This window comes from Treponema sp. B152 (genome assembly GCF_024181665.1).
GTDB classification, from domain to species: Bacteria; Spirochaetota; Spirochaetia; order Treponematales; family Treponemataceae; genus Treponema_B; species Treponema_B denticola.
In genome coordinates this window covers 275,054-299,649 of the sequence record NZ_CP058668.1, presented here as the reverse complement: position 1 = coordinate 299,649, position 24,596 = coordinate 275,054, and the positions used below count along the sequence as shown (strand labels likewise).

Sequence of the window (24,596 nt, the reverse complement as noted above, 5' to 3'; positions counted from 1 at the left end):
TCGAATTAGATTTTTAGGCTAGACCCATTATACATTATTTTGGGGAAATGGTATATGGGAAGGAAAGGACGGTTTAGTATGCAATCAGCTATATAGGATGTCGGTGTTTCCGACTTTTAGAGTTTTGCTGTCAAGCAAAACTCTAAATGAAAAATGTACTGCAACCAACAACACATTTTGCCTGTTCGGTTTCACCGCTTTACCGCCATGGACGGCGGTGGTTCTATTCTTGCGATGTTTTGCCGTGAGGCAAAACTCGAAACTCAAAATCGGACACGGATGTCCGATTTTGAGTACCTCTCCGGCAAAATGTGTAAACTCAAGGGCGCCAAGCCAGACGGAAGCCAAGACCGTTGCTCCTGCCGTCAGGACTGAAGTAGTGCCGCGGGCCTACAGTGCAGACGTACGCGTTGAGGAGCCAACTGCTGCCGCGTTCAACACGTTTAGTACCCGACGCGGCACCTTGAGGATCGGTAACAATACCGCCTTGCTCATAAGCATCATCGCTTAATGCAGGGTTATCATTATGCCAATCAAAACACCATTCCCAGACATTTCCTGACATGTCATATAAGCCAAGAGCATTCGGATCTTTACTTTTTACCGCAGCCGTCTTAGTTGTAGCAGGGGTTTGATCTGCCCAATCGGTTCCGTTCCACCATTTATAATACACGGCAACTCTTGTAAGTTCATCCCGTAAAGTTTCCCAAGTTTCTCCTGCGGGTAAAGCAAGACCTGAAAAGCCTATGGGCTTTTTCGCTCCGCTTGCACTGTTTAGTTTGGTCAGCCATACATCGCCGTATTGTGCTGCATTTGTTTCTACACTTCCCTGCCAGCGGGCAGCATATTCCCACTCGGCTTCCGTAGGAAGTCTAAAGCCTTTTTTACTCATATCGGCATAGGCGGCATTGCAAGCAGCCCCATCCGTTGCGTCTTTTAATACCGCAGGATCTGTTTTGCTTTTGCGGTATACGCATGCATCTATTCCTTTTTCTTTTTCCGTATACGCATTGCACCATACTATGCAGTCCCGCCAGCTTACTTCAGTTACAGGCTGCTTCTCTGCGTCTCCGCTGTTATGACTGCCTTTTTTTCCCTGATTGGCAAATGTATACCCATTTTCAGGTTCTATAGCCCAGTCGTATACTTCTTTCCAAAGTTTGTACGTTACCTCTGTCTTGCCGAGCTTGTAGGCGCTTAATTTTACCGTGCGGTTTTTAACAAATACACCTTTCCAATAAGCTTCAGTTCCGGGTAAGGTGTAGTCAGGGTCAACGCCTACAATGGTTGCCTCGGGAATTGCTACAAACTCGTATCCGATTTCAGGGGGTGCAGGCGTTTCTCCGCCGGAGTTGTCCGTTGATTGTTTGCAGCCGGTAAAAAGCAGCACGGCTGCCAAAGTTGCGGCTATAATGAGCACCGCGGCTCCCTTGACTGTGAAGGCTTTTGCCTTCTTCTCGTTTATTTTCATAAACAACCTCCTTACTTTAGGGGGAGAGAGCACCTCGTTCCCTTACGGGCTTTTCAAGTCAGAGCAGGGTTCTCTCTCCACCCCTCTCTCTCCCGCGCTGCTTAGGGCTCTGCCCTAAGAACCCGTCGAATTCAAGGCTTCGGGGTATTCTGTTTTTTGGATTGAATTAGTCCCAATCCAGTAAGACATGCTATAAAAAACGCACAAAAACGGTAATCCCGTTCCGTGCGTATTATTGGCTGAGAAGATTTGTACTGTTGCGTATGTAATTTTATTTGGGCACAGCTTACCCTCAGCTGTGAAGCTGTGAAGCTGTGAAGCTGTGAAGCTGTGAAGCTGTGAAGCTGTGAAGCTGTGAAGCTGTGAAGCTGTGAAGCTGTGAAGCTGTGAAGCTGTGAAGCTGTGAAGCTGTGAAGCTGTGAAGCTGTGAAGCTGTGAAGCTGTGAATTCTGACCGACGTGCGGTCTTATGTCAAGTAGTTTTGCAAAACTTTTTGCACTTTTTTGGTGAGAATGATTGTAACTGCTATCGATACATTTATCTATCATTACTATACAGTGTAACACGTTTCTACACAAATATCAACCGTTTGAATGGTTCAAAACCAATTTAAAATAACCGATAACACAAGGGCCGAATGAACTGTCGGCTGTCCCCAAATGGGACAGCCTTTTAATTCGGTAAATAAATTCATCTATAGATATTTTTTTCATTCGCCCGCCTCGATAAGCTCATGTTCTACCCATTTTCCGGCGTTCAGAGCTTCAATTCCGCGGCGTAAGTGAGCCATGTTACTTTCACTGTAGAATGGATCTGTTGATATTTCAAACGGTATTTTTTGTTTCCTAACCGCCGCTTTTGCAAACACACAAAATGCTGTTGTCATTGTCATTCCAATATCGGAACAAAAAGCTTCAAACTGGTTTTTTAAGTCCTCATCTATACGGATATTTATGTTTGTCTGTGCCATAGTAGTAACTCCTTTTTGTATATTATAAATAAATATATTGGCAATGTCAACTTTTTCGATTCGACATGCCATTGCATTTCCTCTGTCAATGTAAAATTTTATATTGACATCAAATATACAAGCATATATAATTATGGATCAACCCAATTACAATACCAAATCATGAACCAATCAACAAAATCTAAAGAAACAAGATTAAGATAAATTTTGTTCACGCATAAATTTACCCAAACACCTTTTTAATTGCCGAGCTTAAATCTTCTGCCTTAAAAAGCTGTGAGATGTTTATGTCTCCGGCTTCGGAATCGGAAGGAGGAGGCGACACGACTTTTGTAAAGCCCATGCTTTGGGCGGTTTTGATTCTTTGCTTTAATTTTTTGACGCTTCGGATTTCTCCTGCGAGGCTTAACTCGCCAATGTAGGCTCCTTCTTTTTGTGCAGGAATATTTGCACGGGCGGAATAAAGAGCAAGTGCTATGGCGAGGTCGGCGGCGGGTTCTTTAAGCCTTATGCCTCCTGCAACATTTACATAAATATCTTGATCCGAAAATTGTAAGCCTATTCTTTTTTCCAAAACGGCGGCGATGCGGCTGACGCGGGCGGAATCTATCTTGTCCGAAAAAACTCTTGTAACCGCACCCTTGGCAGGAACCGTAAGGGCCTGTATTTCTACCATAAAAACACGGCTCCCCTCACAGACGGGAACGGCAGCGGAACCCGCAGGCAGAGGCCCTGTCCGATTGGTAATAAATAATGAAGACGGGTCATCTATGGCTTTTAACCCGCTTTCATCCATCGAGAAAATTCCAAGCTCGTCAACCGAGCCGAACCGGTTTTTTAGGGCACGCAAAAAACGCACATCGTCTTCTGTTCTCTCAAAGGAAATGACCGTGTCCACAAGGTGTTCGAGGACCTTAGGGCCCGCTATGTTTCCGTCCTTTGTTACATGGGCAGTTAAAAACAAAACGCTATCCCTCTCTTTAACCCAAGATACAAGCTCGTGAGCACATAGCTTTAACTGATTTATAGTTCCCGGAACGGCACCGGCATCTGCGGAATACATAGTTTGAATGGAATCAATTATGACAAAAACTGGATTTACCTTGTTTAAAACTCTCTCTACATCTTCCAACCTGCAAGTACATAAAAGCTCAATATTTTTTAAAGGAAGATTCAGCCTGTCGGCTCGGGAACGGATTTGCCCGCCCGATTCTTCTCCCGAAACATACAGAACTTTTTTTACGGAACCGGAAGAAGAGGCCGAAGCGGCTTGTAAGAGCAGTGTCGATTTTCCTATGCCCGGCTCTCCTCCGATCAAAATTGCCGAACGCTTTACGGCACCTCCGCCCAGCACCCTGTCAAATTCCGCAATCCCCGTAGAAAGGCGGACGGCATCATTTGCTTCAATAGCATCAAGAGGAACGGAATGAGCTTCTTTTACAAATTTTTCTGCAATGCTCCTTTCGGCTGCGGAATAATCTTGATTGATTGTAACCTCTTCAAAAGTATTCCATTCGCCGCATTCGGGACATCGGCCGAGCCATCGGGCTTGAGTGTAACCGCATTTGCTGCAGCGGTGTGCAAGGTCTCCTGTTTTCTTTTTTGCCATATGCTTTCCTGTTTTTTAAATTAAAGTTTTGCAATACATTCAACAATAGGATTGAACCATGGTGCATCAATGTTTTCTATTTTGCCTTTATCGCAAGCCTTCGCAATTTCAGGATCAATAGGAAGTTTTGCAAGAACCGGAATACCGTACTCTAAAGCTATTTCATCAATGCCGCTTTCTCCGAAAATATGATAATCTTTTCCGTTATCGGGACAAGTAAAGTACGAAAAGTTTTCAACCAAACCGATTATTGGTATGTTCATTTTTTTTGCCATATTGACAGCCTTGGCAACTATCATTGAAACAAGTTCCTGAGGAGAAGTCGCCACAATAATACCGTCTACCGGTATGGATTGGAAAACGGTAAGAGGCACATCACCGGTTCCGGGAGGCATATCGATAAACATAAAATCAATATCTTTCCAAATAACATCCGTCCAAAATTGTTTTACGGTACCGGCAATTACAGGCCCCCTCCATATGACAGGATCGGTTTCGTTTTCAAGAAGCAAATTAACCGACATAATATCAATTCCGGTTTTAGTCTTTGCAGGAAAAATACCAGAATCATTTCCTACAACAGTTTCGGATATTCCGAAAGCTTTGGGAATAGACGGCCCTGTAATATCGGCATCAAGGATAGCACATTGATACCCTTTTTTCTGGGATTGTACCGCAGATAAAGAAGTAATAAGAGATTTTCCTACTCCGCCCTTACCGCTTATAATTGCGATAACTTTTTTAATGCTGCTGAGTTTATTCGGGCTCTCTATAAAACTGTTCGGTGCAGCAGTTCGTTCATTACAGGCTAAATTACAACTTTCACATTCATGATTACAAGTTTGGCTCATACTCTCTCTCAAAATAAAAATTTATTGGAAAACATACTCAATATATTAATAATTACTATACATTCAATTTAAAAAGACTTCAAGTAGGCGTAAAACGTTGAACTAAAAATTGGATATTAAGGCATTACTTCATTTAAACTATAGCCGAGGTTTTCCAATCTTTGATAGTCCTTTTTTCTTCGTCAAAACTTGAACCGATTGCTATAATTTTTTTACCGCTGCCTGAATACTTGTCGGCATAGCCTTTTTCTTTGATTTGTTTTAAGGCATTTTCCGCCGTTTCATTTGAGGTAAGCTTAAATTCAAAGATATAAACCTTATCTTGAAATTCTACAATGCAGTCAGCCCGTCCGGTTGCACAATGAACTTCAGTATGCACAAACTGATTCATAAGGGCAAACACAAGATAAACCGCTGTCTGATAATTTTGTTCACGTAAGGCTAAATCTTTTTCGGTTAAATTGTCGTAGGGTATTCCTGAAATTATTCCCTTCATCTTTTGCATAAAGCCGTCTACATCTCCGGCTTCAATTTGCTCGTAAAATTCCCAAATCGAAAGTCCAGTTTTATCGGTTCTTATTGAAGTGTAAGCCGGAAGCAAATTATCCAAAAATCCGTAACGCACTTCGTCATTCGGAAAGCCCAAGCGGTACAATCTTGAAAAATCATTATAATCTTTAATTGTCAGATACCCCGATTGAAAAAGAATGGGCAAGGGATTTATTGCATCTGCTCGGTAGGATTCTAAACCTGTCTCATTCATCTTTACATTTCCGTCAAGGTCGGGAATATTGTAATAAGCCTTTTTTAAGTATTCGACCAAGAATGTCGGTGTGCCGGTTGCAAACCAATAGCTTGAAAATTCTCGGGAAGCAAAAACATTTAAAAGGCTGAAAGGATTATACATTGCCTTTCCCTTTCTTGCAAAAAGGTAGCCGTCATATCTTTGTTTTAATTTTGCAAGAGCATCTTCATAAGTCAAGCTATTATTTTCTGCGAGGGCTTCAATCTCAGGGTTAAAATCGGCTTCAAGTTCTTCTTGCGAGATACCGCAGATTCCTGAGTAATCCGACAATAGGCTTAAATCCCGTAAGTTGTTTAAATCGCTGAATATGCTTACCTTGCTGAACTTCGTAACTCCGGTTAAAAAGGCAAAGCGGAGGTATTGGTCTGCACTTTTTATAACTCCAAAAAAACCTTTAAGAATTGTGCGGTAGGTTTCATTTAAGGCTTCATCCTTCCACATAGTTTGAAGTAGAGGCTTATCGTACTCATCGATAAGAATAACAGCCTGCTTACCGGTTTTTTCATAAGAGCGGCGGATAAGACCTGCAAAGCGGCTCGCAAAAGTGGTCTCTGCAGCTTCCGTTCCATATTCTTTTTCCCATAAAGAAAGATGAGTATTTAAAACGGTTTCAAGGCTCTTTATATCCATATAACTTTCGGCATTAAAATCCAAATAGAAGACCGGATACTCTTGCCAGATTTCACGTTTTCCTTTTTCGGCTTCTTCAAATTTCTCAATCGCTAAACCTTTGAAGAGTTCTTTTTGACCAAGGAAGTAGGCTTTTAGAGTGGAAAGCAAAAGGCTTTTCCCAAAGCGGCGCGGACGGCTTAAAAAGTGAACCTTACTGCTGTCAACCAATTGCCATATGAATTCCGTTTTATCAATATAGATAAAACCTTTTGAACGTAAATCTTCAAAACTTTGAACGCCTATGGGCATTTTTCTAATTGTACTCATAAGAATAGTATAGCAGAAAAAAAAGAAATTGGCAATCTAAACAAAGTTTTGTCTAAACAAAGTTTTGTTTATTTAAACAAAATAATTTCTCCCCGTCTATAGCTTATAAGAGTCGGTTGGGCGGAGAAAAACGGATAGCCTAAAAGTCCGTCATAACTATCGGGCTTTTTTCGTAAATGAGAAATATCGGAAAATACTGTTTTTACATTTTTATATGTTTTACCGCCTATCTTCATTGTTTTTAATTCCGCTTGATATATTTCCTGTTTAATTCCGCCTGCCCCGCTCAGTTCGGTTTTTTCTTTGTTTGTTAAGGACGGTTCTAATTCATTAAAATAAAAGCTGTCGAGTAAATTGAATTCAGCTCCGGTATCGAGCCCCAATTTATAGATTTTGTTTCCAATCGATACTTCAATAGCCGGAATATGACCTGCCATTTTACACGGAATTTTTGAATCTACTTTTAATGTATTAGCTTTTATAAAACTATCATACGAATCCGGTCTTATAAGTGTCAACCGCTTTTTTTGATAATCTAAAAAGACATCATATTCTTTTAACATATCATAGCCTATTAATCCGTATATGCCGTCCGTTTTTAAACTCTGTTCAAGACGAGTCATATCAAGAACTACTATTTTTTGATTTTTTATTTTACTACCGGCGAATTCCAATTCTTTTACGTTTGTTATATCCATATTCGGACTTGAAACATTACCGCTGACATCCTGAAAACTACCAAGTTTTTTTGTGTCCGTGTTTAATCCTTCAATGTACTTTGAATTTAAAATGGAAAAAGGAGCACCGCTGTCTAATAAAAACAATCTGCTTTTACCTTCAAGCAATACGTCTACCAACGGCAGATTTCCTGCAAATATAAAAGGAATGGAAGTGATTTTATTTGTATTGTACTCTATAGTTCGCTCTTCCGAAGACAAAGTTTTTACTTTTATTTTCATAAGTTCAGCTTCGACAATTAAATTATCCTTATTGAAAATAAATACGGACTCTTTTTTTCCTACTTGAGAATATTCAATTGAGTATTTTAAAATAAGTTTTCCGTCTTCCATAAGGCTTTCTGTTTTTTCATAGGAAATTACCGTCCCCACTCCGGCCAATAATTGCTGCAAAATTGCTTTTGCCCTATTACCGCTCTGTCCTGCAATTGAAAAATCTTCTGCCAAATAAGGCAGCACATTTGTTACGGATTTTTCGTTACAAGCTTCTGCAAGCGCTTGGACGGCTTTTTCACATTCAGCTTCATTCTGTGCAAATATGCCGCCGAAAAAACAAAAAAATATTAAGAAAGCACTTAACATCTTAATTAATTTACATTGATTTTGTTTCATTTTAAACTCCCATAAAAGCTATTTTTATTTTAACCGAAATAGCCGCACTTATCAATACTACTACAGTAATTCATACAAAAAAAAATCAGATTTTTTTCAAATTTCAAATTTTACCCTTGACCGATTTTTAATCATATGTTAGAATAAACTTACATATTTAAATCTTCCTATTAAAATAAGCAAGCGGAAGAAACATCAGTTTCTGAGCATTGCTTATTTTCCGCCGTTTCGCAACAAAGTGAGAAACAGCATACAATAAAGCGAAGTTTGCCCGCAAGGCAAACTCGCAGTGTTTTTAGACAATGCCGCTTGCATTGTCTAAAATAAACCTTAACTTTAGAGAGGGAATTATGGAAAAAAGCGATACAAAATTAAACCTTTTTAACAATATCTTCTATTATTTAGGAGTTTGGTTAAAAACCTTCCCGGCAGGTATTTTCTTTATGCTTATTTCGGTACCTATCCGTATTTTTATGATTTATCAAACAATTCTTATCCCGAAAACCATTATATTGGGTATTGAAACCGGAACGGAAGCTAAGCCGATTTTACTTTCCATATTGACGGCAGGGATTTTGATAACGGCCTGTAAAATTATCATACAGGTACTTGAAACAAAGTTGATGGCTCTAGGCTCCCGCCCTCTATTCCATATTTATTCGGTACCTGTAAATAAAAAAATGTTTGAGCTTAACTATCAAACCCTTATTTCTCCTGAGGTGCAAACAAAAATAACCAAGGTAAAAAACATAGTCATGACGGGAAGCTCGGGCGGCCCCTTTCATTTTTTCGGGCTCAATTTATCCTTTCTTTTAACCGCAATTGCAGGAGCTTTTTTCTTCAGTTCGGGTATTATAAGCATCGACTTAATTCTTCTATTTATCGTCTTGGCTTCAGGAACTGTAAATTTACTGTACGGAATCTATACGGGAAAATACACACAAAAAAACATGGAAGAACGCGGTGATGATGAAAAAAAAGAAGGCTACATCCTTACAACTGCGGAAGACAGACGCTTTGCAAAAGACATCCGCCTTTATAAGATGAAAGATTGGCTGATCGAAAACTTTGAACACTATCACGGACGAGTAAAAAAATTTTTGAGGGCAGAATCGAATGTACAAGCAGGAGGAAAAATTCTAAATGCCTTAATGATTTTTATAAGAGATGTTTTTGCTTACATTTACTTAATTTATCAATTAAACGCCGGAACCATCGCCGTTTCTCAATTTGTTTTTCTTATCGGCTTAGTCATGGAATTCTCAAAATGGATGGACGCTATTGTTCTTCAGATAAGTAACCTCATTATATTTAACAGTGAATTAAGTCAAATAAGAATCTTTTTGAACACTCCCGATGAAAAAACAGGCGGAGAGCTTACCGTAAATGATACGGGCGAAAAACCTTCAATCGAATTTAAAAATCTTTCCTTTAGATATTCGGAAAACGCAGCATGGATTTTTAAAGACTTTAATTTAAAAATTGATGCAGGAGAAAAGTTAGCTCTTGTAGGTATCAACGGAGCGGGAAAAACGACTCTTATGCACCTTTTAATGGGACTTTTAGACCCCACCGAGGGCTCCGTTTTAATTGACGGAAAAAACAGCACGGACTTTAAAAAGACGGAATACTATAATTTGTTTTCTCCGGTATTTCAAGATATAAATATTTTTCCGGAAACTTTTGCAGCCAATATTGCCGGAACGGAAAATATAAATGAAGAAAAATTAAAAGATGCAATTAATTCGAGCGGTTTAAATGAAATGGTTTCAAATCTCCCGAATGGCAGCCAAACTATTTTAGTAAAAGAAAGCAATGATGAAGCAATCGATTTATCGGGAGGACAAAATCAAAGGATGCTGCTCGCCAGAGCTCTTTATAAAAATGCAAAAATAAATATTCTGGATGAACCGACGGCAGCCCTTGACCCGATTGCGGAAAGTAAAATATATGAAGAGTATGATGCAATGAGTAAAGAAAAAACTTCTATTTTTATTTCGCACAGACTCGCATCTACAAAATTTTGTGACAGGATTATTTTACTGGAACACGGAAAAATAATAGAAGAAGGCACTCATAATGAGCTTATGAATCAAAATAAAACATATAGAAAAATGTATGATGTTCAAAGTAAGTATTATAAAGAAAATAAAGGAGATGAAAATGAAGAGGCTTAAAAGATTTTTTAGAATGTTTTTTTATTTTGAAAAAATAGAGAAAGGGTCAATGTGGAGCAGCATCTTTTTTAATATAATAGAGGCCATACGGCCTTTATGCCTCCTCTATTTATCCAAGATCATCATTGAAGCGGTAACATCGCAAAGTTTGTTGAGTGAAGTTTTAAGATCGACCCTTATTCTTTTAACGGCATTTATGCTTTTATCGATAATTTCAGGAATATTGGAAAAACGCTTTATGTACCATTTAAAATGTTTTTCTAAAAAGCATACTATGGAAAAAGCTCTTAAAATATTAAGATTAAATTTTGAACTTACCGAACAAAACGAATTTCAAAACGATTTAAATTCAATCAAACAATTTGAACGTTTTATAGTTTTTTCTCACGGCGATTTTATGAGAAAAACCGGAACCTCTGTAGGGGGATTTATAGGAGCAGGTATCGCCCTATATTTTTTTATAGGTCTTTTTAATTCCCAAGGATTTATGGGGCTTTCAGGAGCATTTATAAATTCAGCCTTTTTAATTCTTTTGATAGCCTTTAATATAATTTCTTTTTATTTGGCAAAATATATTTATAAAAAATTCGGAGACCATATTTCGGGAGAAGTCAAAAAAAGTGCCCGTTATATAAAATCTTATATGAATTTAATTTATGATTATAGGACGGGAAAAGACATTAGATTATATGATAAGGCCTTAGCTGAAAAATACACAGGCACCTATCTTGCAATGCAAAAAAGCACTCATGATTTTATGGCAAAGTTTTTTTCCCGTACTATAGGGTCAGCTAAACTCCTCGAAGGCTCTCTTTTGCTTTTAGTTTTTTTATTTGTAGGTTTAAAAGCCGTTTACGGTTCCATTGCCTTGAGTGAAGTCTTTTTTTTCATAGGAGCTATAAATGTTTTTTCGGCTCAAGTATCTGAAGCTATGGACGGATTAACTACTCTTGTTGCTTCAGATAAATCCCGTAAAAAATTATTAAACTTCCTCGACATAGACGAAAAAAAATACTCAGGAAAACTTTCCATAAAAAAAGACGAACCCATTGTGTTTGAATTAAAAAATATAAGTTTTAAATATCCCGATCGGGATAAATATGCCCTTAAAAATATAAACCTAAAAATAGATTCAAGCCAAAAACTTGCAATGGTAGGTAAAAACGGATCGGGAAAAACCACTCTTATCAAATTGCTTGTAAGGCTCTACGAGCCGACAGAGGGTGAAATACTTTTAAACGGAATAAACATAAAAGAATATGATTATGATGAGTACATAGATACATTCTCGGTTGTATTTCAAGACTTTAAATTACTGTCGCTTAAATTAGGAGAGAATGTTTCCGCATCAAGTTCTTATGACGAAAAAAAGGTTGCCGATGCTCTTTCAAAAACGGGCATGGAAGCTTTTTATAAAAAGCATGGAGCCGAAGCCTATCTATATCAAAACTTTGACATAGGCGGAATTGAAGCCTCCGGCGGAGAAGCTCAAAAAATTGCAATGGCACGCGCAATTTATCATGGAGGCAAAATCTTTATTTTGGATGAACCGACGGCAGCCCTCGACCCTATTTCGGAAGCAGAGATTTATTCTCATTTTGATAATATAACTTCAAAAAATACTGCAATCTATATTTCGCACCGGCTTTCATCTTGTAAATTCTGCGATAAAATTGCCGTTATGGATGAAGGCAGTCTTGTTCAATACGGAAATCATAACGAGCTCGTTTCCGATATAAACGGCAAGTACTATGAACTTTGGAATGCACAAGCAAAATACTATCAAGAGGACAAAAGTTCTTAAATTTCCAGTTGACTATTTACATATCCTCTATTATAATTATTCTTATGATAGCACAAGATAGTTTTAATAATGATATAAAAAATTTTATTATAATAGCACAAAGTATTTCAAAAGAAGAAATAAAAAAAGAATATTATACTCTTGTAAAAAAATATCATCCCGATATGTATACAAACAATAAAACCCAATATGATAAATACATGATGATTTTAAACCATGTGTATTCAAATATAAAAACAAACTCCAAGGCAGAATCTAAAATAATAAGTGATGAATATGAAAAAATGAAAGTAAATGGAAAATATAGGTTTATTAACAGAGATAAAAAAGCCGAACACATTTCGGACAAGTCTCTTTTTTTATATAAAATGGGATTAGATAAAATTTTTTGGTCACGGGATTATCTTTGCGCACATCCTCTGTCGGAAGGCTTCGGTGATGAAATAGTAGTTGAAATATCTCAAGCTCTTTATCAGGCTATTAAGTACTTAACGGACTCCATCAAAATAGGAAAAAACAATAACTGGATAAATGAAGCAAAAGAAAAAATTCAATGGGCATATGAAATGAATAGCCGCATTACAAAAAATTTATACGATATGAATTTTACTAAAACTGTAGTATTTTCTTAATTGATAAAATTTTCATTTGTCAGATGTATTTTTAAAAAATATTCTATCTCAATTCTTACACGGGATAAAAAATGTTTATCCAAGATAGTTTCGGATAAGGAATTATAATCCGGGAAATGAAGATATAGATAAGGCATAGACAAAAGAAGAGTTTTAATTTCTCCATCAGAAGAAACTATTTTTCCGGTAAAAATACTTTTGAGCCTAAGAAGTTTTTCCTTTTCGGAAATTAAAAAATCTTTTATAACTTTTTCTTTATCTGCATAATCATAGCTTATAAAATTTTTTTTATCATTATTTTTATTTATAGAACAAGAAGCTTCATAATTTAAATCAATAACCCCTCCACACGAATAAAAATCGTCGATGATTTTTTTTGCCGCATCAAAGCTTATTTTTTTTGAATTTAGTTCCAAACCTGATTGCCCTATATCAAAAAAGTTTTCTTTAGAAGCAAAAAGTTTTTTATAAAGCTCTCCGTAATTTTTTAAATTAGGAGAAGTAAAAACAAGACTGTCGTCTTTGCCCTTTTCAAAACTAAGCTTATCCGGAAACAAAGATTCTCCCGTGTAAAGACTTTTTATTTTGGAAATATCCGAAAATATATTTTTAACTTGATAGCTTAATTTTGAATGACTGAAGCCCTGCCCCCACGAAAAATCCAAACCTGTATGAAAAATAGGAAGGCCGTCAAAAGCCAATCTTTCGGCAAGAGCTAAGGCAGCAAGCCCCACCGAGCCCATAGCTTCAAATCTTAAAGGTAAAATATTCTTTTCTTTTAAAACGGAAAAAAAAGAACTTGCCGCGGAATCTTGGGCGGAATAATCGGTAAAGAAAAAAGCCTTATTTCCATTTAGCTTTACGAGCAAAGAAGGATTCGATGTCAAATCGGTGATAATGGGAATATCTAAATCCGTAATACCGATAAAGGCTTTTTGAATCCAATATTGCGACTCAAGCAAAACAACAGCGTCAGGTCTTATTTCGGGATAAAGGCCGGAAAAAGCAGCATCGACAGCAAGAACAAAAAGCCTATCCCTATTTTCTTTTATAAATTCAATGGAAGAATCAAGAGATGGCCCGGCTCCTATTACAATAATAGGTCTATTAACCGATTTTTCAATTAAAGAGCCGAAACAAGAATTTATATTTAAAGCCGAACTTTTATCGGGGTTCTTTACAATAGAGCGTAAAATCGAATAATAGTTTTTAAAAAAATTACGGGCATAATTTCTGCCGAATTGAATTAGCGTTAATCGGTTAATCCATATTTGCGAAATATATTGAGAGATAAAATCAAAGGCTTGAGAATAAAAGGATTGATTTAAAGCCGCCCCTCCCGAAAAATCTATTCTTATAACGCGTCTGATTTTTTCTCCTTTAATAAAATCATCAAGCCGGTTTAATAAGATATTTACCGAATCCGTTCCCGTATATAAAAATTTAGAGTTCTCTAAAATATTTTTATCGATTTTGTTTTTCGAAAGATTTAGTAACTCTTCATCAGCTTCCAAACCGATGGCAAAAGAATCCGTCGGGAGTTTTTCTAAAAGCTCTTTTAATCCGTATCCCAAAACCGGAGATACACAAAGAACCAATGTTTCATTTTGAATTACAATAGAAGAAATTAATTGTAGAATATTTTTTTGCGGTGAGCGTTTTGAATATAAGTACTTGCCCTTGTATAAAACCGAAAAACCTGAGTCAATCGGAATGAGCTCAGGTTTTTCATTATTTGCAGTCATTCTTATTTAAATAGATTCCCAAAATTATCTTGGAATTTGGAATTTGTAAAAATATAATCCATAAATGTCTTATGAGCAATCGGAAGAGGATAATTCATACCCTGCATACGCATAATAGCCGCTATATGGTAATAGGGGAACCAAGCACCTGCTTGATTTTGATAATCTTTTTTAGTGCGGTCAAGAGTGTACTCATCAACTTCTTTTTCTTCTTCAAGAGTTAGTACTGCAACTTCGGAACCGGCAAGGATGGGCTCGGAAATTTCTCCGCTCTTTAGAGCAAAGGCTTTTTTAAAGAAAGATTCATTTTTCTCAAGTGCTGCAAAAATACCCTGAGACGGAAGAGCCGGAAGAGAACTTGCATTCCCATAGTTTATGCCGAAAAAGTTTGAAGTCTCAACTGTTAAGGTTGTTTCTTTAAAATCTTCAGCAGCCTTTTCAAATCCTGCAGTCCTTGCAGCTTCTGCAAATTTATTTGCAGTTTGAAGAACATAATCTTCAAGCATACCCTTTTCATTTCGGTTCATATAATTTCGAATATTTGAAATAAGAGCCTCGCTTTCAAAATCGGGAAGAGAAGGTTCTGCATTGCATCTTACAATTCCGAACATTCCGTTTTGCATTGAAACAACCGGACTCAATTCGGAAGGCTTTAAAGCCAAAACAGCTTTAAGGTGTTCGTTATCGGGGAAATATCTATTTATATCCGTTCGATAATTTGAAGTAATTTTTCCGCTATCATCCGTCAAGGTCTTTGTTGCATTTAGAATAACCGCATCCTCAAAACTTACCTCTCCGCTTTTAAGTGAGGCCAGCATCTTCTTTGCTTCTTCTTCGGTAGGATAGCTTAATAAGGATAAATCATAACTTGTAAAAAGATCGCTGTGTTCTTTTCCGTATTTTACAATTTCGGAAGAAGGATAAAGGCTCAAATCAAAAACAACATATTTAAAACTTCTTTCTTTTTTTGCCATATCGACAATAAAATCAGTTTCCTTGGAAGAGGTTTTAAGCCCATACCCGCTTCCGTTTCCAAACAAGTCTTCAATATAACGATTGTCCTTAATGTATTTTTCAATTTCTTTTCTATATGTAACCCGCGTGGTTTCGGGAGTATTCTGATATTTACTTTCGGAATAAACTCCGTTTTCATCCAAATAATAGTTTATTAAATCCTTATTAACTCGGAACTGAGGAACTCTATATCCTGCGTTTACTACCTCATCCTCCATAGCTACCTGCACAACAGCAGCTCTAAAAGCCAAATAAGAAATTTGCTGCCAAAAATATTCTCTCATTTGGGAATCTTCAGGCTCCATTTTTTGGCGTTCAACATAATTAGCCAAAAATTGATATTGGTCAATAAAAGGAGATGATGAACTATTATCTATTCTTACGTTACCCCATTTACCGACGACTTTAAAACCTTGAGAAGCCCGATCCGTAATCATAGGAGCCGCAACGAAGGCAATTACTCCCAAAACAAAAACTATAATGCCCCCTATGGAAGCAGCAATCTTTTTTGAACTAGCCATATAAACCTCTAAAAATGTAAATTTAGACTTAAAGCAGAATAGTACCACTTATACAGCCTCTTTGTCAATACATCGGTATTGGGCAAAAAAAAACGGAACCGATATAAACCGATTCCGTTTTGAGCTATTCAGGATTCGAACCTGAGACCCACGCCTTAAAAGGGCGTTGCTCTACCTACTGAGCTAATAGCCCATTTTGCATTTGCAACGGGGGCTATAATATCATAGGTATAAATAAATGTCAATACCAAATAGTCAAAAAAACATATTTTTTAGGAATTTTTAGTCTAAAAAGCAATCTAAAGCGGAATTTTTCCTTCAGATGACGTTACCAGCTTCCCGAAGCTCCGCCGCCTCCAAAGCTGCCCCCTCCTCCGGAATAACCGCCTCCTCCTCCCGAAGAGCCTGAAAATTTAAACACACTTCTTGAAGTAAATAAATTACTTACCAATTCCTCACCGGTAAATCCCTTCAAAGTTATCAGGCGGTACAAAATCCAGAAAAAGCACGGAATAAGTCTGCAAAAAATAAACCATAGTATAAATAAAGCCGTAAGTCCGATGATAATAGCAAGGCCGTCAGAATCATCATCAGAGGAATTGATTTTGGACAGCATACCTTCATCCTGTAAAGCATATCCTGCAATAGCTTTTACCCCTAGGAATATCCCGCTACCGAAATTCCCTGTTTTAAATTCGGGTGCTATTACATTCCGTATAATACGGCCTGCAACGGCATCGGTAAGATTTGCCTCAAGGCCGTACCCTACTTCAATACGCATTTTTTTGTCGTTTACGGCAACAAGGAGCAAAACACCCGAATCTTTTTCTTTGGAGCCAAGCTGCCATGTTTCTGCAACACGCAATGAATATTCTTCGCAATTCTCTCCCTCGAGAGAAGGGATAGTTAATACGGCTATTTGCACATCCGATTTTTTTTCAATTTCAAAAAGAAAATTCTCTATTTCAGTCTTTTTATCATCCGATAGAATACCGGCTAAGTCGTTTACAGGCCCTCTAAGCTTAGGAACATCAAGCGGGAAAATATTAACGGCCGCAGTAAAAAGCAAGATAGAAAAAAGTTTGATTTTTTTTGTCATTTACCTATCCAAAATAACAAGCCCATCGGGGTATTCGTTCGGGTTTCCCTTTGTTTTAGGAAAATGTTCTGCAAGGATTTTTCCGCATTCTTCCACCGCCTTGCAAAAACTATTTGCGGTATTCTTCGACTTTAAGCCGGAAGTTATTATGCCGCAAATTCCGTTCCATGTACCTTGCTCAACTTTTTCAGCAATACCGGAATCTGCAATAATAAAAACTTTTCTTTCAAGAATAGAAACAAAGATCAAAATACCGGTTCTTTCGGCAGTCTTATAAATTCCGCATTCTACAAAATGTTTTAAAGCTCTTGCATATACCCTTGCTTCCTTTATTTTTTTTGGAATTATTAATCTATCGAGAGCAGGAATATTTATCAGCAAAAAGAAAAGGAGCATTACAACGAAAACACCTGCTCCGATTACGGCCGTAAGAGTCTTAGGTGAAGGATACCAAAGTTTTGTTTCGAGTAATTTCCAAATACCGTTTCCGAAATAAAGCATAACAAAAAAAGAAATAAAGGCTAAGCAGACGGCAGCAAACAATTCTACAAACGAATAAGAATCACTTTGAGGAATAACCGCCAAAGCAATTTCACCATTTGTAGTTTTTTCCGCCTCTGCAACAGCATTCTTAATCAAATCCAAATCTTTATTCGTAATATGTATTTTATTTAATATCCGTTTATTTTCCATAAGTTACCTCTAAGGCTTATTCTATCATTTTTTAATGAAAATCACAAGAATGCGGATAAGCTGTATTAAAGTGCGGTAATAAAGGCAACCAAACCGAAAATTATGCCGGGTGAATTTGCAAAGGCAATGGGCCAGTCGCGTTTAGGTTTTTTCATAAGCCCGTATGTTACCCAAAGAGTACAGTTTATTGCAGCAACCAGGGGCTGAAGCCAATTTCCTTTCATTCCGTTTAAATTATTACTTATTTGCGGAATATACGAAACATACATTGCCATAGCGGTTGCGGTTGCAACCCATCCTAAAATCGTAAAAAATTTAGAGTTCATAATTACCTCTCAATAAAATTCCGTTCTTAAAAGAAGAACAGGAATTCTTTCGATAGATTATAAATATTTTTTATTTTTAAGTCTACTGCCAGCAAGACCTTGTCAAGATTTTATGTTATAATATCTCATGCACTTTGTAAAAGCAAAAGGAATTTTATCTCCTAAAAACGGAATGAATATTTATCGGGGCTGTTCTCATGGCTGCATTTATTGCGATTCAAGAAGTGAATGTTATCAAATGACTCACAGCTTTGAAGATATCGAAGTCAAAGAAAACGCAGTAGAACTTTTGGAAGAAGCCTTAATTAAAAAAAGAAAAAAGTGCATGATCGGGATGGGTTCAATGACAGACCCCTATCTTCCTCTTGAAAAAGAACTAGGCTTTACAAGAAAGATTATCGAAACAATTTATCGATACGGTTTCGGATTTACCCTGATAACAAAATCTTCCCTTATACTGAGGGACTTGGATCTTTTAAAGGCAGTAAATAAAAAAACAAAATGCGTTATTCAAATGACGCTGACAACCTATGATGATGCCTTGTGTAAAATAATAGAGCCGAATGTTGCCGTAACAAGCGAAAGAGTTAAAGTCCTAAGAAAATTAAATGAAGAAGGAATTCCTACAGTGGTTTGGCTTACTCCCATTCTTCCCTTTATAAACGACACTCCGGAAAATATAGAGGGCATTCTGAGGTATTGTATCGAAGCTAAAGTGTTCGGTATAATTTCATTCGGAATGGGACTTACTCTCAGAAAGGGAAGCAGGGAATTCTTTTATAAAAAACTTGATCAACATTTTCCGGGACTAAAGCAAAAATACATAAGACTATATGGGGACAGTTACTCGGTAATGAGCCCGCATAATGCAAGCCTTATGAATATGTTTTTTAAACTCTGCAAAGAAAACGGCATCGAGCATAATCCCGATAAGATATTTGCATATTTAAACAGCTTTGAAGATAAACAGCAATCTCAATTGGAATTTTTTTGTCAATAAAATATTGTTTTTTTTGAGGAAATTATATATAATAATTACAGGAGGGTTACAATGAAAAAAATAACATTAAGCCTTGATGAAGATATAATAACAGCCGGACAAGAATATGCTAAACATCAAAATATTTCTTTCAACAGCCTGATTCGCAAATTACTTGAACAAACAATTCACCCTCAAAAAAACGAATGGCTTGATGATACATTTTCCTTAATGGATAAGGTTTATATTTCTTCGGAAAAAAAACAATGGACAAGGGATGAGTTATATCGTGAATAAAATATTTATTGATACAAATATACTTGTTTATGCACTTGACAATCGAGACAATGATAAAATGAATAAAGCACGCAATATATTAAGAAAGGTAATTTATGAAAACAAGCCGGTAATATCCACACAAGTAATAAATGAATTCTATGTTGCCGCCACTAAAAAATTAAACATAGACAAAACTCTTATAAAAACCATAGTTCACAATTTTAAAAATATGGAAATTATAACAAGTGATTTACAATTGACAGAAAATGCTATAAACATAAGTATAGAATCACAGATATCCTTTTGGGATTCACTAATTATTGCCGCAGCAGAAAAAGCTAATTGTAAATTGATTATATCCGAAGATTTAAATTCAGGGCAAAAATATCAAGAAATCTCCCTTATAAACCCATTTCAACAGGAAATATAGCTACAAAACATCCTGTGATGAATTTTAAACAAAACACTCCGCCTTGACTATTCTTATAAAAAACAATATCATATCGATAATTCCTTATGAAAGATCTACGAAAAAGAACCTTTAATGTTTCAGGCCTTAGTTTCTTGGTTTATTCTCTTTCTTCTATTGCAATCTCAATATGCCTCGTAAATATTAAAAGAGACTTAAACTTTTCGCTTACGGAAGCGGGATTATTCGGAATGCTTTGTGCTATCGAGCAGATGATAATTCTTTTTATAAGCCCCATCTTTGCTGCCAAATTCGGCAAGATAAAAGTTTTGCGCACAGCTCTCTTGATATTAACCGCAGGGCTTTTTTTCTTTTCAAAAAGCATAAACTTTTTTACGGCTCTTTTAAGTGCTCTTTGTATGGGCTTGGGTGTTGCAAATATGGAAGCCCTGCTGACTCCCATAGTAAACGATTTATATCCGAACGATACCGGAGCAAAGATGAATATGATGCATGCCTTTTGGCCCTTGGGAACTTGTTCCGGTCTGATAGGCTTCGGCTATCTTCTTTCGATAGGAATAAACTGGAGATACATTTACATAGGCCTATCTATTTTTGCACTTTTAATTTGCTTTTCCTATCCTTCATCAAAAAAAATAAAACTTCCGCCCTCGGACGGAAGCAAGGCTGCCTTTAAAGAGATATTTTCCCTACCCTCCTTTTGGCTTTTCGGCCTATCCCTTTTTTTTGCAGGAGGAGCCGAAGGAGCTTTTGCCTTTTGGTCGGCTACATTAATTCAGCTTTATTTAAAAGCCTCTGCCTTTTATGCAGGAATTGTAACGGCGAGCTTTGCCCTCGGAATGTTTATCGGAAGATCCCTAAACAGCAAGGTTTTAAAAAAAGTTTCTATTCAAAAAGCGATAATAGTTTCTTCGATTGCTTCATTTATAGTCAGCCTCTTATTTATTTTTGTAAACTCGCTTTTCGGTTTGGCAGCCTTTTTATTTTGTATGGGACTTTGCCTTGCCTGCCTTTGGCCGACAATTCAATCATTTGCTGCAGCCATTCTTCCGGTAGATGCAACAGCCCTTATGATTTTTTTATCCTGCTTCGGAGTTCCAGGTTACAGCACCGCAAGTTTTATCATGGGCATAGTCGGCGACAAATACGATTTGTTTATTGCCTTTATCACAGTAATACCGATATTTTTAATTTTGGTTCCGATTCTTTTTATCATGGGATGCAAGCTGTCGGGTTCACCTAAACTAAAATCGTTAAGGGAAAAAAATGAATTTATTGGATAAAGATAAAATCGAAGAAGTATACCGCCGCTTTAAAAAAAATAATCCTAACCCGAAAGGAGAATTACATTCTGCAAATATTTTCACCCTTTTGGTAGCGGTGGTACTATCTGCACAAGCGACTGATGTCGGTGTAAATAAAGCAACGGGACCTTTTTTTAAGGCTGCCGATACGCCTCAAAAAATGATAGAACTGGGTGAAGAAGGAATCCGCGAATACATCAAAACAATAAATTTATATCCGACAAAGGCTAAACGTATTTTTGAATTAAGCCGAATAATCCAAAACGAGTATTCAGGAATGGTTCCCGACAGCATGGAAGAACTTATAAAACTTCCCGGGGTCGGCCGCAAAACCGCAAACGTGGTTTTAAACATGGGCTTCGGAAAACCTGCAATCGCAGTTGATACCCATATCCTGCGCACCGCCCCGCGTATCGGTCTTTCATCGGGCAAGACTCCGATTCAAGTTGAAGAAGATTTACTTAAAGTTACTCCAAAAAAATATTTACTAAATGCCCACCACTGGATTCTCCTCCACGGACGCTATATCTGCAAGGCCAGAAAACCGGAATGTGGAACCTGTTTTTTATCGGATATCTGCATGAAGAATTTATAAATACCGAGTTCCATTCTGCTTAACTCCTCCGCTTAAAAACAATTTGTTTTATCTTGGGCATTTGAATTTTTTTGTGATTTATAGTATCATAATATCAGAAGTTTTGGAGGAATCCCATGAAAAAAACAAAAATAGTATGCACAATAGGGCCTGCTTCCGACTCGGAAAGGGTCTTGGCAGAAATGTTTAAAGCCGGTTTAAATGTCTGCCGCCTTAATTTTTCGCATGGAAGCCATGAAGAACACAAGGTTAAAATAGACCGAATAAAAAAAATAAGAGAAGAGTTAAAAATGCCTGTTGCACTTTTACTGGATACTAAGGGACCCGAAATCCGTTTGGGCCTTTTTGAAAAACCTGTAGAAATTGTACAAGGTCAGGAATTTATAATTACAACCAGAGATGTAATCGGAACAAATCAAATATGCAGCATCTCATATAAGAATATTGCCGCCGAAATTAAACCTAAAAGCAGAATCCTTATAAATGACGGATTATTGGAGTTACAGGTTATCGATATTTTAAACGATACGGACATAGAATGTGTTGCAGTAAATTCCGGAACCTTAAGCAGCCGAAAAGGTGTAAACATTCCCGGCTTAAGGGTAAACCTTCCTTACATGAGTGAAAAGGATATCTCCGATATCGAATTTGGAATTGAAAACGATGTAGATTTTATTGCCGCATCCTTTACACAAAGAGCCGACGATATTATCCAAATAAGAAAACTTTTGGAAAAACACAAAAGTACAATCGCCGTTATAGCAAAAATAGAAAATCAAGAAGGCTTGGACAACATAGATGAAATTTTAGCGGAAGCCGACGGAATAATGGTAGCCCGGGGAGATATGGGTGTAGAAATAGAACCCGAAAAAATCCCTCATCTTCAAAAGCAGCTGATAAAAAAAGCAAACCTTGCAGGAAAGCCGGTTATCACCGCAACTCAGATGCTCGAATCTATGACCCACAACCTGCGTCCCACCAGAGCCGAAGTTACAGACGTTGCAAACGCTATTCTCGACGGAACATCAGCTGTAATGCTTTCGGGAGAAACCGCAGCAGGTGAATACCCTGTCGAAACCGTGGCCATGATGACCTCAATTGCAAACTCTATAGAAGAAACATTAGATTATGAAAAACTATTTGCTGAAAATGCTTCTCTTCATGAGACAACAATCACAAATGCAATTGCAAGAGCCACCTGCTCCACTGCCCTGGCCCTCGATGCAAATGCAATCATAACGGCATCCGCTTCCGGAATAACGCCCAGAGCTCTTTCAAAATTTAAACCAAAGGTACCGATTATCGCAATAACGGAATCGCCTCAGGTTATGAGAAAGATGGCCCTCGACTGGGACGTATATCCTGTTTTAGCCGATCCTATAAAATCGACCGACAACATGTTCGATGTGTGTTCGCAAATTGCAAAGGACACAGGCCATGTAAAAAAAGGAGACATAGCAATCCTTACGGCAGGTATTCCTATAGGCAAGGCCGGATCTACAAACCTTCTAAAGGTAGAAATAATAGAATAAGGTAATAACAAAATGGAAAAAAAATATGCTATTTTAATTGACGGAGACAACATAGCTCCTTCCTATCTCGACTCGATAATTTCCGAAGTTTCAAAGGAAGGAGAGGTACTGATAAAAAGACTTTACGGAGACTGGACTACTCCCAATATGAACGGCTGGAAACCTTGGCTTGAAAAAGTACCTATCCGGCCCGTCCAGCAATTTAGAAACGGCCCTAATGCAACCGACAACACAATCATAATGGATGCCATAGAACTTGCAAACACCAATCAAGGAATAAATGCCGTCTGCATAGTTTCTACCGATTCCGATTATTACAGCCTTGCCCTAAAATTACGGGAGTATGGGCTCTATGTTTTGGGCGTCGGAAAGTCCAATGCAAAACCTCTTTGGGTAAACGCCTGCAACGAATTTAAATATCTTGAAAACTTTGATGAAACGGAAGAATACGAAGAAGACGCAAAAAGCGGCAAAAAGTTTAAATCCCTCGAAGACCTTATCTGCCATGCTTATAGAAATTCACGCATGACAGAAGAAGGCTGGGTAAGTCTTTCCGACCTAGGAAATTCTATCCGTAACTTTATGCCGGAATTCGATCCCCGCTCTTACAGCCACAACACATTGAGAGAAATAATCGATGCCCTATCGAATGATTTTGAACTAAGATCCGACGACAGGATACCTCCCAACTATTGGATAAAGGCAATAGGCCGCAAAAATGAAACGCCAAAAATAAAGGGAAAAATAAAACGGCTTATGAACCGATACGGAATTATCGAAAACGAAAACGGAGACTTTTTCTTTTCGTTCACAAACATCGATAAAAAATGCAGGGACAAACTTATAAAAGAGGGAACACCGGTAAAGTTCAGGGTGTTTAAGATGCCAAATCCCAAGGGCGAAGACTCGGCTGATAGGAACGGAAAAGCAGCCGAAATAGAAATAATAGGTTAAGCTTATGAAACAAGAAAAAGACAGGATAGTGAAATTTTTTACCTTGAAATTATGGCTCCGTATATCGGCCATTGTAATCGGAGGTGCAATTTTTTATTTGAATATATCTTCCATGAAAGAAGGAGAGTATTCCATAATTGCCCTTATTTTTGGAACCCTATTTTTAGTTGCGGGCCTTTTCGAAAATTCGTGGTACTTTAATATCACAAAAGAACAGGCTATTCAAAAAGCAGGGATATTCTTTTTTCCAAAAACAAAAATTATAAATTTTTCGGCAATACACAGCATCGAAATTGAAACCTTCAAAAGGCCGGCACGCTTCGGCACCTTTACCGAAGTTAAGATGGTATTGCTTGACGGGAAAACAATAGTTATAGACAACGATAAGACGAAGTTTCTTCAAAAGCAGCTTGAAGAAATTGCCGAAGTTCAGGATATAATAAGGCGTCAAAATAATAAAAAAGCCGAAGACTTTTTTAATGCAGTCGCAGCCGATATTTTAGATTCGAAGGAATAAG

General features: G+C 37.4%; 24 protein-coding genes and 1 tRNA gene. 11 read left to right on the top strand and 14 right to left on the bottom strand.

The features are described 5' to 3' along the window. Positions 1 to 319: 319 nt before the first annotated feature. From HYB91_RS01250 to HYB91_RS01220, 8 genes are all read right to left on the bottom strand, one after another. Entirely contained in the window at positions 320 to 1,471 is a 1,152-nt protein-coding gene (locus tag HYB91_RS01250; RefSeq protein WP_002675970.1) for a formylglycine-generating enzyme family protein, read from the bottom strand. A gap of 131 nt (positions 1,472 to 1,602) precedes the next feature. Further along, complete coding sequence (locus HYB91_RS01245; protein WP_253719574.1) at positions 1,603 to 2,019, bottom strand: hypothetical protein; 417 nt, start codon at positions 2,017 to 2,019, stop codon at positions 1,603 to 1,605. Positions 2,020 to 2,052: 33 nt separating this feature from the next. Then, complete coding sequence (locus HYB91_RS12950) at positions 2,053 to 2,184, bottom strand: hypothetical protein (RefSeq protein WP_256488885.1); 132 nt, start codon at positions 2,182 to 2,184, stop codon at positions 2,053 to 2,055. Further along, entirely contained in the window at positions 2,181 to 2,441 is a 261-nt protein-coding gene (locus HYB91_RS01240; RefSeq protein ID WP_044901942.1) for a type II toxin-antitoxin system RelB/DinJ family antitoxin, read from the bottom strand. Before HYB91_RS01240 ends, HYB91_RS12950 begins: the two co-directional genes overlap by 4 nt. A gap of 223 nt (positions 2,442 to 2,664) precedes the next feature. Continuing rightward, the gene (gene radA, locus HYB91_RS01235; RefSeq protein ID WP_002675972.1) at positions 2,665 to 4,050 is read right to left on the bottom strand and encodes a DNA repair protein RadA; all 1,386 of its coding nucleotides are present in this window, start codon (positions 4,048 to 4,050) and stop codon (positions 2,665 to 2,667) included. 20 nt (positions 4,051 to 4,070) lie between these two features. Continuing rightward, positions 4,071 to 4,901 carry an Mrp/NBP35 family ATP-binding protein gene (locus tag HYB91_RS01230; protein ID WP_002673799.1) on the bottom strand — a complete coding sequence of 277 codons (831 nt, stop codon included), beginning with the start codon at positions 4,899 to 4,901 and terminating at the stop codon, positions 4,071 to 4,073. 133 nt (positions 4,902 to 5,034) lie between these two features. Continuing rightward, the gene (locus HYB91_RS01225) at positions 5,035 to 6,645 is read right to left on the bottom strand and encodes an ATP-binding protein (protein WP_002675973.1); all 1,611 of its coding nucleotides are present in this window, start codon (positions 6,643 to 6,645) and stop codon (positions 5,035 to 5,037) included. Between the two features lie 68 nt (positions 6,646 to 6,713). Then, entirely contained in the window at positions 6,714 to 7,994 is a 1,281-nt protein-coding gene (locus HYB91_RS01220) for an aspartyl protease family protein (RefSeq protein ID WP_002675974.1), read from the bottom strand. Between the two features lie 350 nt (positions 7,995 to 8,344). Between HYB91_RS01220 and HYB91_RS01215 the strand changes: the two genes are divergently transcribed. The 3 genes from HYB91_RS01215 to HYB91_RS01205 are packed head-to-tail and all read left to right on the top strand — an operon-like array spanning position 8,345 to position 12,607. Beyond that, positions 8,345 to 10,171 carry an ABC transporter ATP-binding protein gene (locus HYB91_RS01215; protein ID WP_002675975.1) on the top strand — a complete coding sequence of 609 codons (1,827 nt, stop codon included), beginning with the start codon at positions 8,345 to 8,347 and terminating at the stop codon, positions 10,169 to 10,171. Then, the gene (locus tag HYB91_RS01210; RefSeq protein ID WP_002675977.1) at positions 10,158 to 11,975 is read left to right on the top strand and encodes an ABC transporter ATP-binding protein; all 1,818 of its coding nucleotides are present in this window, start codon (positions 10,158 to 10,160) and stop codon (positions 11,973 to 11,975) included. The genes HYB91_RS01215 and HYB91_RS01210 overlap by 14 nt, the downstream gene beginning before the upstream one ends. A gap of 44 nt (positions 11,976 to 12,019) precedes the next feature. Beyond that, a complete protein-coding gene (locus HYB91_RS01205; RefSeq protein ID WP_002675978.1) occupies positions 12,020 to 12,607 on the top strand; it encodes a J domain-containing protein in 588 nt (195 codons plus the stop codon). Here HYB91_RS01205 and HYB91_RS01200 read toward each other — a convergent pair. The 6 genes from HYB91_RS01200 to HYB91_RS01175 all read right to left on the bottom strand — a co-directional run bounded on the left by HYB91_RS01200 (position 12,604) and on the right by HYB91_RS01175 (position 18,005). Beyond that, positions 12,604 to 14,352 (bottom strand): 6-hydroxymethylpterin diphosphokinase MptE-like protein, encoded by a 1,749-nt coding sequence (locus HYB91_RS01200; protein WP_002675979.1) that lies wholly within the window; start codon positions 14,350 to 14,352, stop codon positions 12,604 to 12,606. The genes HYB91_RS01205 and HYB91_RS01200 overlap by 4 nt on opposite strands. 2 nt (positions 14,353 to 14,354) lie before the next feature. Continuing rightward, complete coding sequence (locus tag HYB91_RS01195) at positions 14,355 to 15,887, bottom strand: hypothetical protein (protein ID WP_002675980.1); 1,533 nt, start codon at positions 15,885 to 15,887, stop codon at positions 14,355 to 14,357. A 120-nt stretch (positions 15,888 to 16,007) separates the two neighbouring features. After that, positions 16,008 to 16,080, bottom strand: a tRNA-Lys gene (locus tag HYB91_RS01190). A gap of 135 nt (positions 16,081 to 16,215) precedes the next feature. Continuing rightward, the gene (locus HYB91_RS01185) at positions 16,216 to 16,986 is read right to left on the bottom strand and encodes a TPM domain-containing protein (RefSeq protein ID WP_002675981.1); all 771 of its coding nucleotides are present in this window, start codon (positions 16,984 to 16,986) and stop codon (positions 16,216 to 16,218) included. Next, positions 16,987 to 17,679, bottom strand: coding sequence for a TPM domain-containing protein (locus HYB91_RS01180; protein ID WP_002675982.1), 693 nt, complete (start codon positions 17,677 to 17,679; stop codon positions 16,987 to 16,989). Positions 17,680 to 17,744: 65 nt separating this feature from the next. Beyond that, positions 17,745 to 18,005, bottom strand: a complete 261-nt coding sequence (locus HYB91_RS01175) for a SemiSWEET family transporter (protein WP_002667363.1) — start codon at positions 18,003 to 18,005, stop codon at positions 17,745 to 17,747. Between the two features lie 127 nt (positions 18,006 to 18,132). Here HYB91_RS01175 and HYB91_RS01170 point away from each other — a divergent pair, with 127 nt between their 5' ends. The 8 genes from HYB91_RS01170 to HYB91_RS01135 all read left to right on the top strand — a co-directional run bounded on the left by HYB91_RS01170 (position 18,133) and on the right by HYB91_RS01135 (position 24,595). Then, positions 18,133 to 19,005, top strand: coding sequence for an SPL family radical SAM protein (locus HYB91_RS01170; RefSeq protein ID WP_002675983.1), 873 nt, complete (start codon positions 18,133 to 18,135; stop codon positions 19,003 to 19,005). Between the two features lie 51 nt (positions 19,006 to 19,056). Then, positions 19,057 to 19,281, top strand: a complete 225-nt coding sequence (locus tag HYB91_RS01165) for a DUF6364 family protein (protein WP_002673786.1) — start codon at positions 19,057 to 19,059, stop codon at positions 19,279 to 19,281. Then, a complete protein-coding gene (locus tag HYB91_RS01160) occupies positions 19,274 to 19,693 on the top strand; it encodes a PIN domain-containing protein (protein WP_252508164.1) in 420 nt (139 codons plus the stop codon). Before HYB91_RS01165 ends, HYB91_RS01160 begins: the two co-directional genes overlap by 8 nt. 86 nt (positions 19,694 to 19,779) lie before the next feature. Further along, positions 19,780 to 20,976 (top strand): MFS transporter, encoded by a 1,197-nt coding sequence (locus HYB91_RS01155; protein ID WP_002675984.1) that lies wholly within the window; start codon positions 19,780 to 19,782, stop codon positions 20,974 to 20,976. After that, positions 20,960 to 21,592: an endonuclease III gene (nth, locus tag HYB91_RS01150; RefSeq protein ID WP_002675985.1), complete on the top strand. Its 633-nt coding sequence runs from the start codon at positions 20,960 to 20,962 to the stop codon at positions 21,590 to 21,592. The genes HYB91_RS01155 and nth overlap by 17 nt, the downstream gene beginning before the upstream one ends. Positions 21,593 to 21,708: 116 nt before the next feature. Continuing rightward, positions 21,709 to 23,124, top strand: a complete 1,416-nt coding sequence (gene pyk / locus HYB91_RS01145) for a pyruvate kinase (RefSeq protein ID WP_002675986.1) — start codon at positions 21,709 to 21,711, stop codon at positions 23,122 to 23,124. Positions 23,125 to 23,136: 12 nt separating this feature from the next. Further along, positions 23,137 to 24,078: an NYN domain-containing protein gene (locus HYB91_RS01140; protein WP_253719573.1), complete on the top strand. Its 942-nt coding sequence runs from the start codon at positions 23,137 to 23,139 to the stop codon at positions 24,076 to 24,078. Between the two features lie 4 nt (positions 24,079 to 24,082). After that, positions 24,083 to 24,595, top strand: a complete 513-nt coding sequence (locus HYB91_RS01135) for a hypothetical protein (RefSeq protein WP_002675990.1) — start codon at positions 24,083 to 24,085, stop codon at positions 24,593 to 24,595. The last annotated feature ends 1 nt before the right edge of the window (position 24,596 follow it).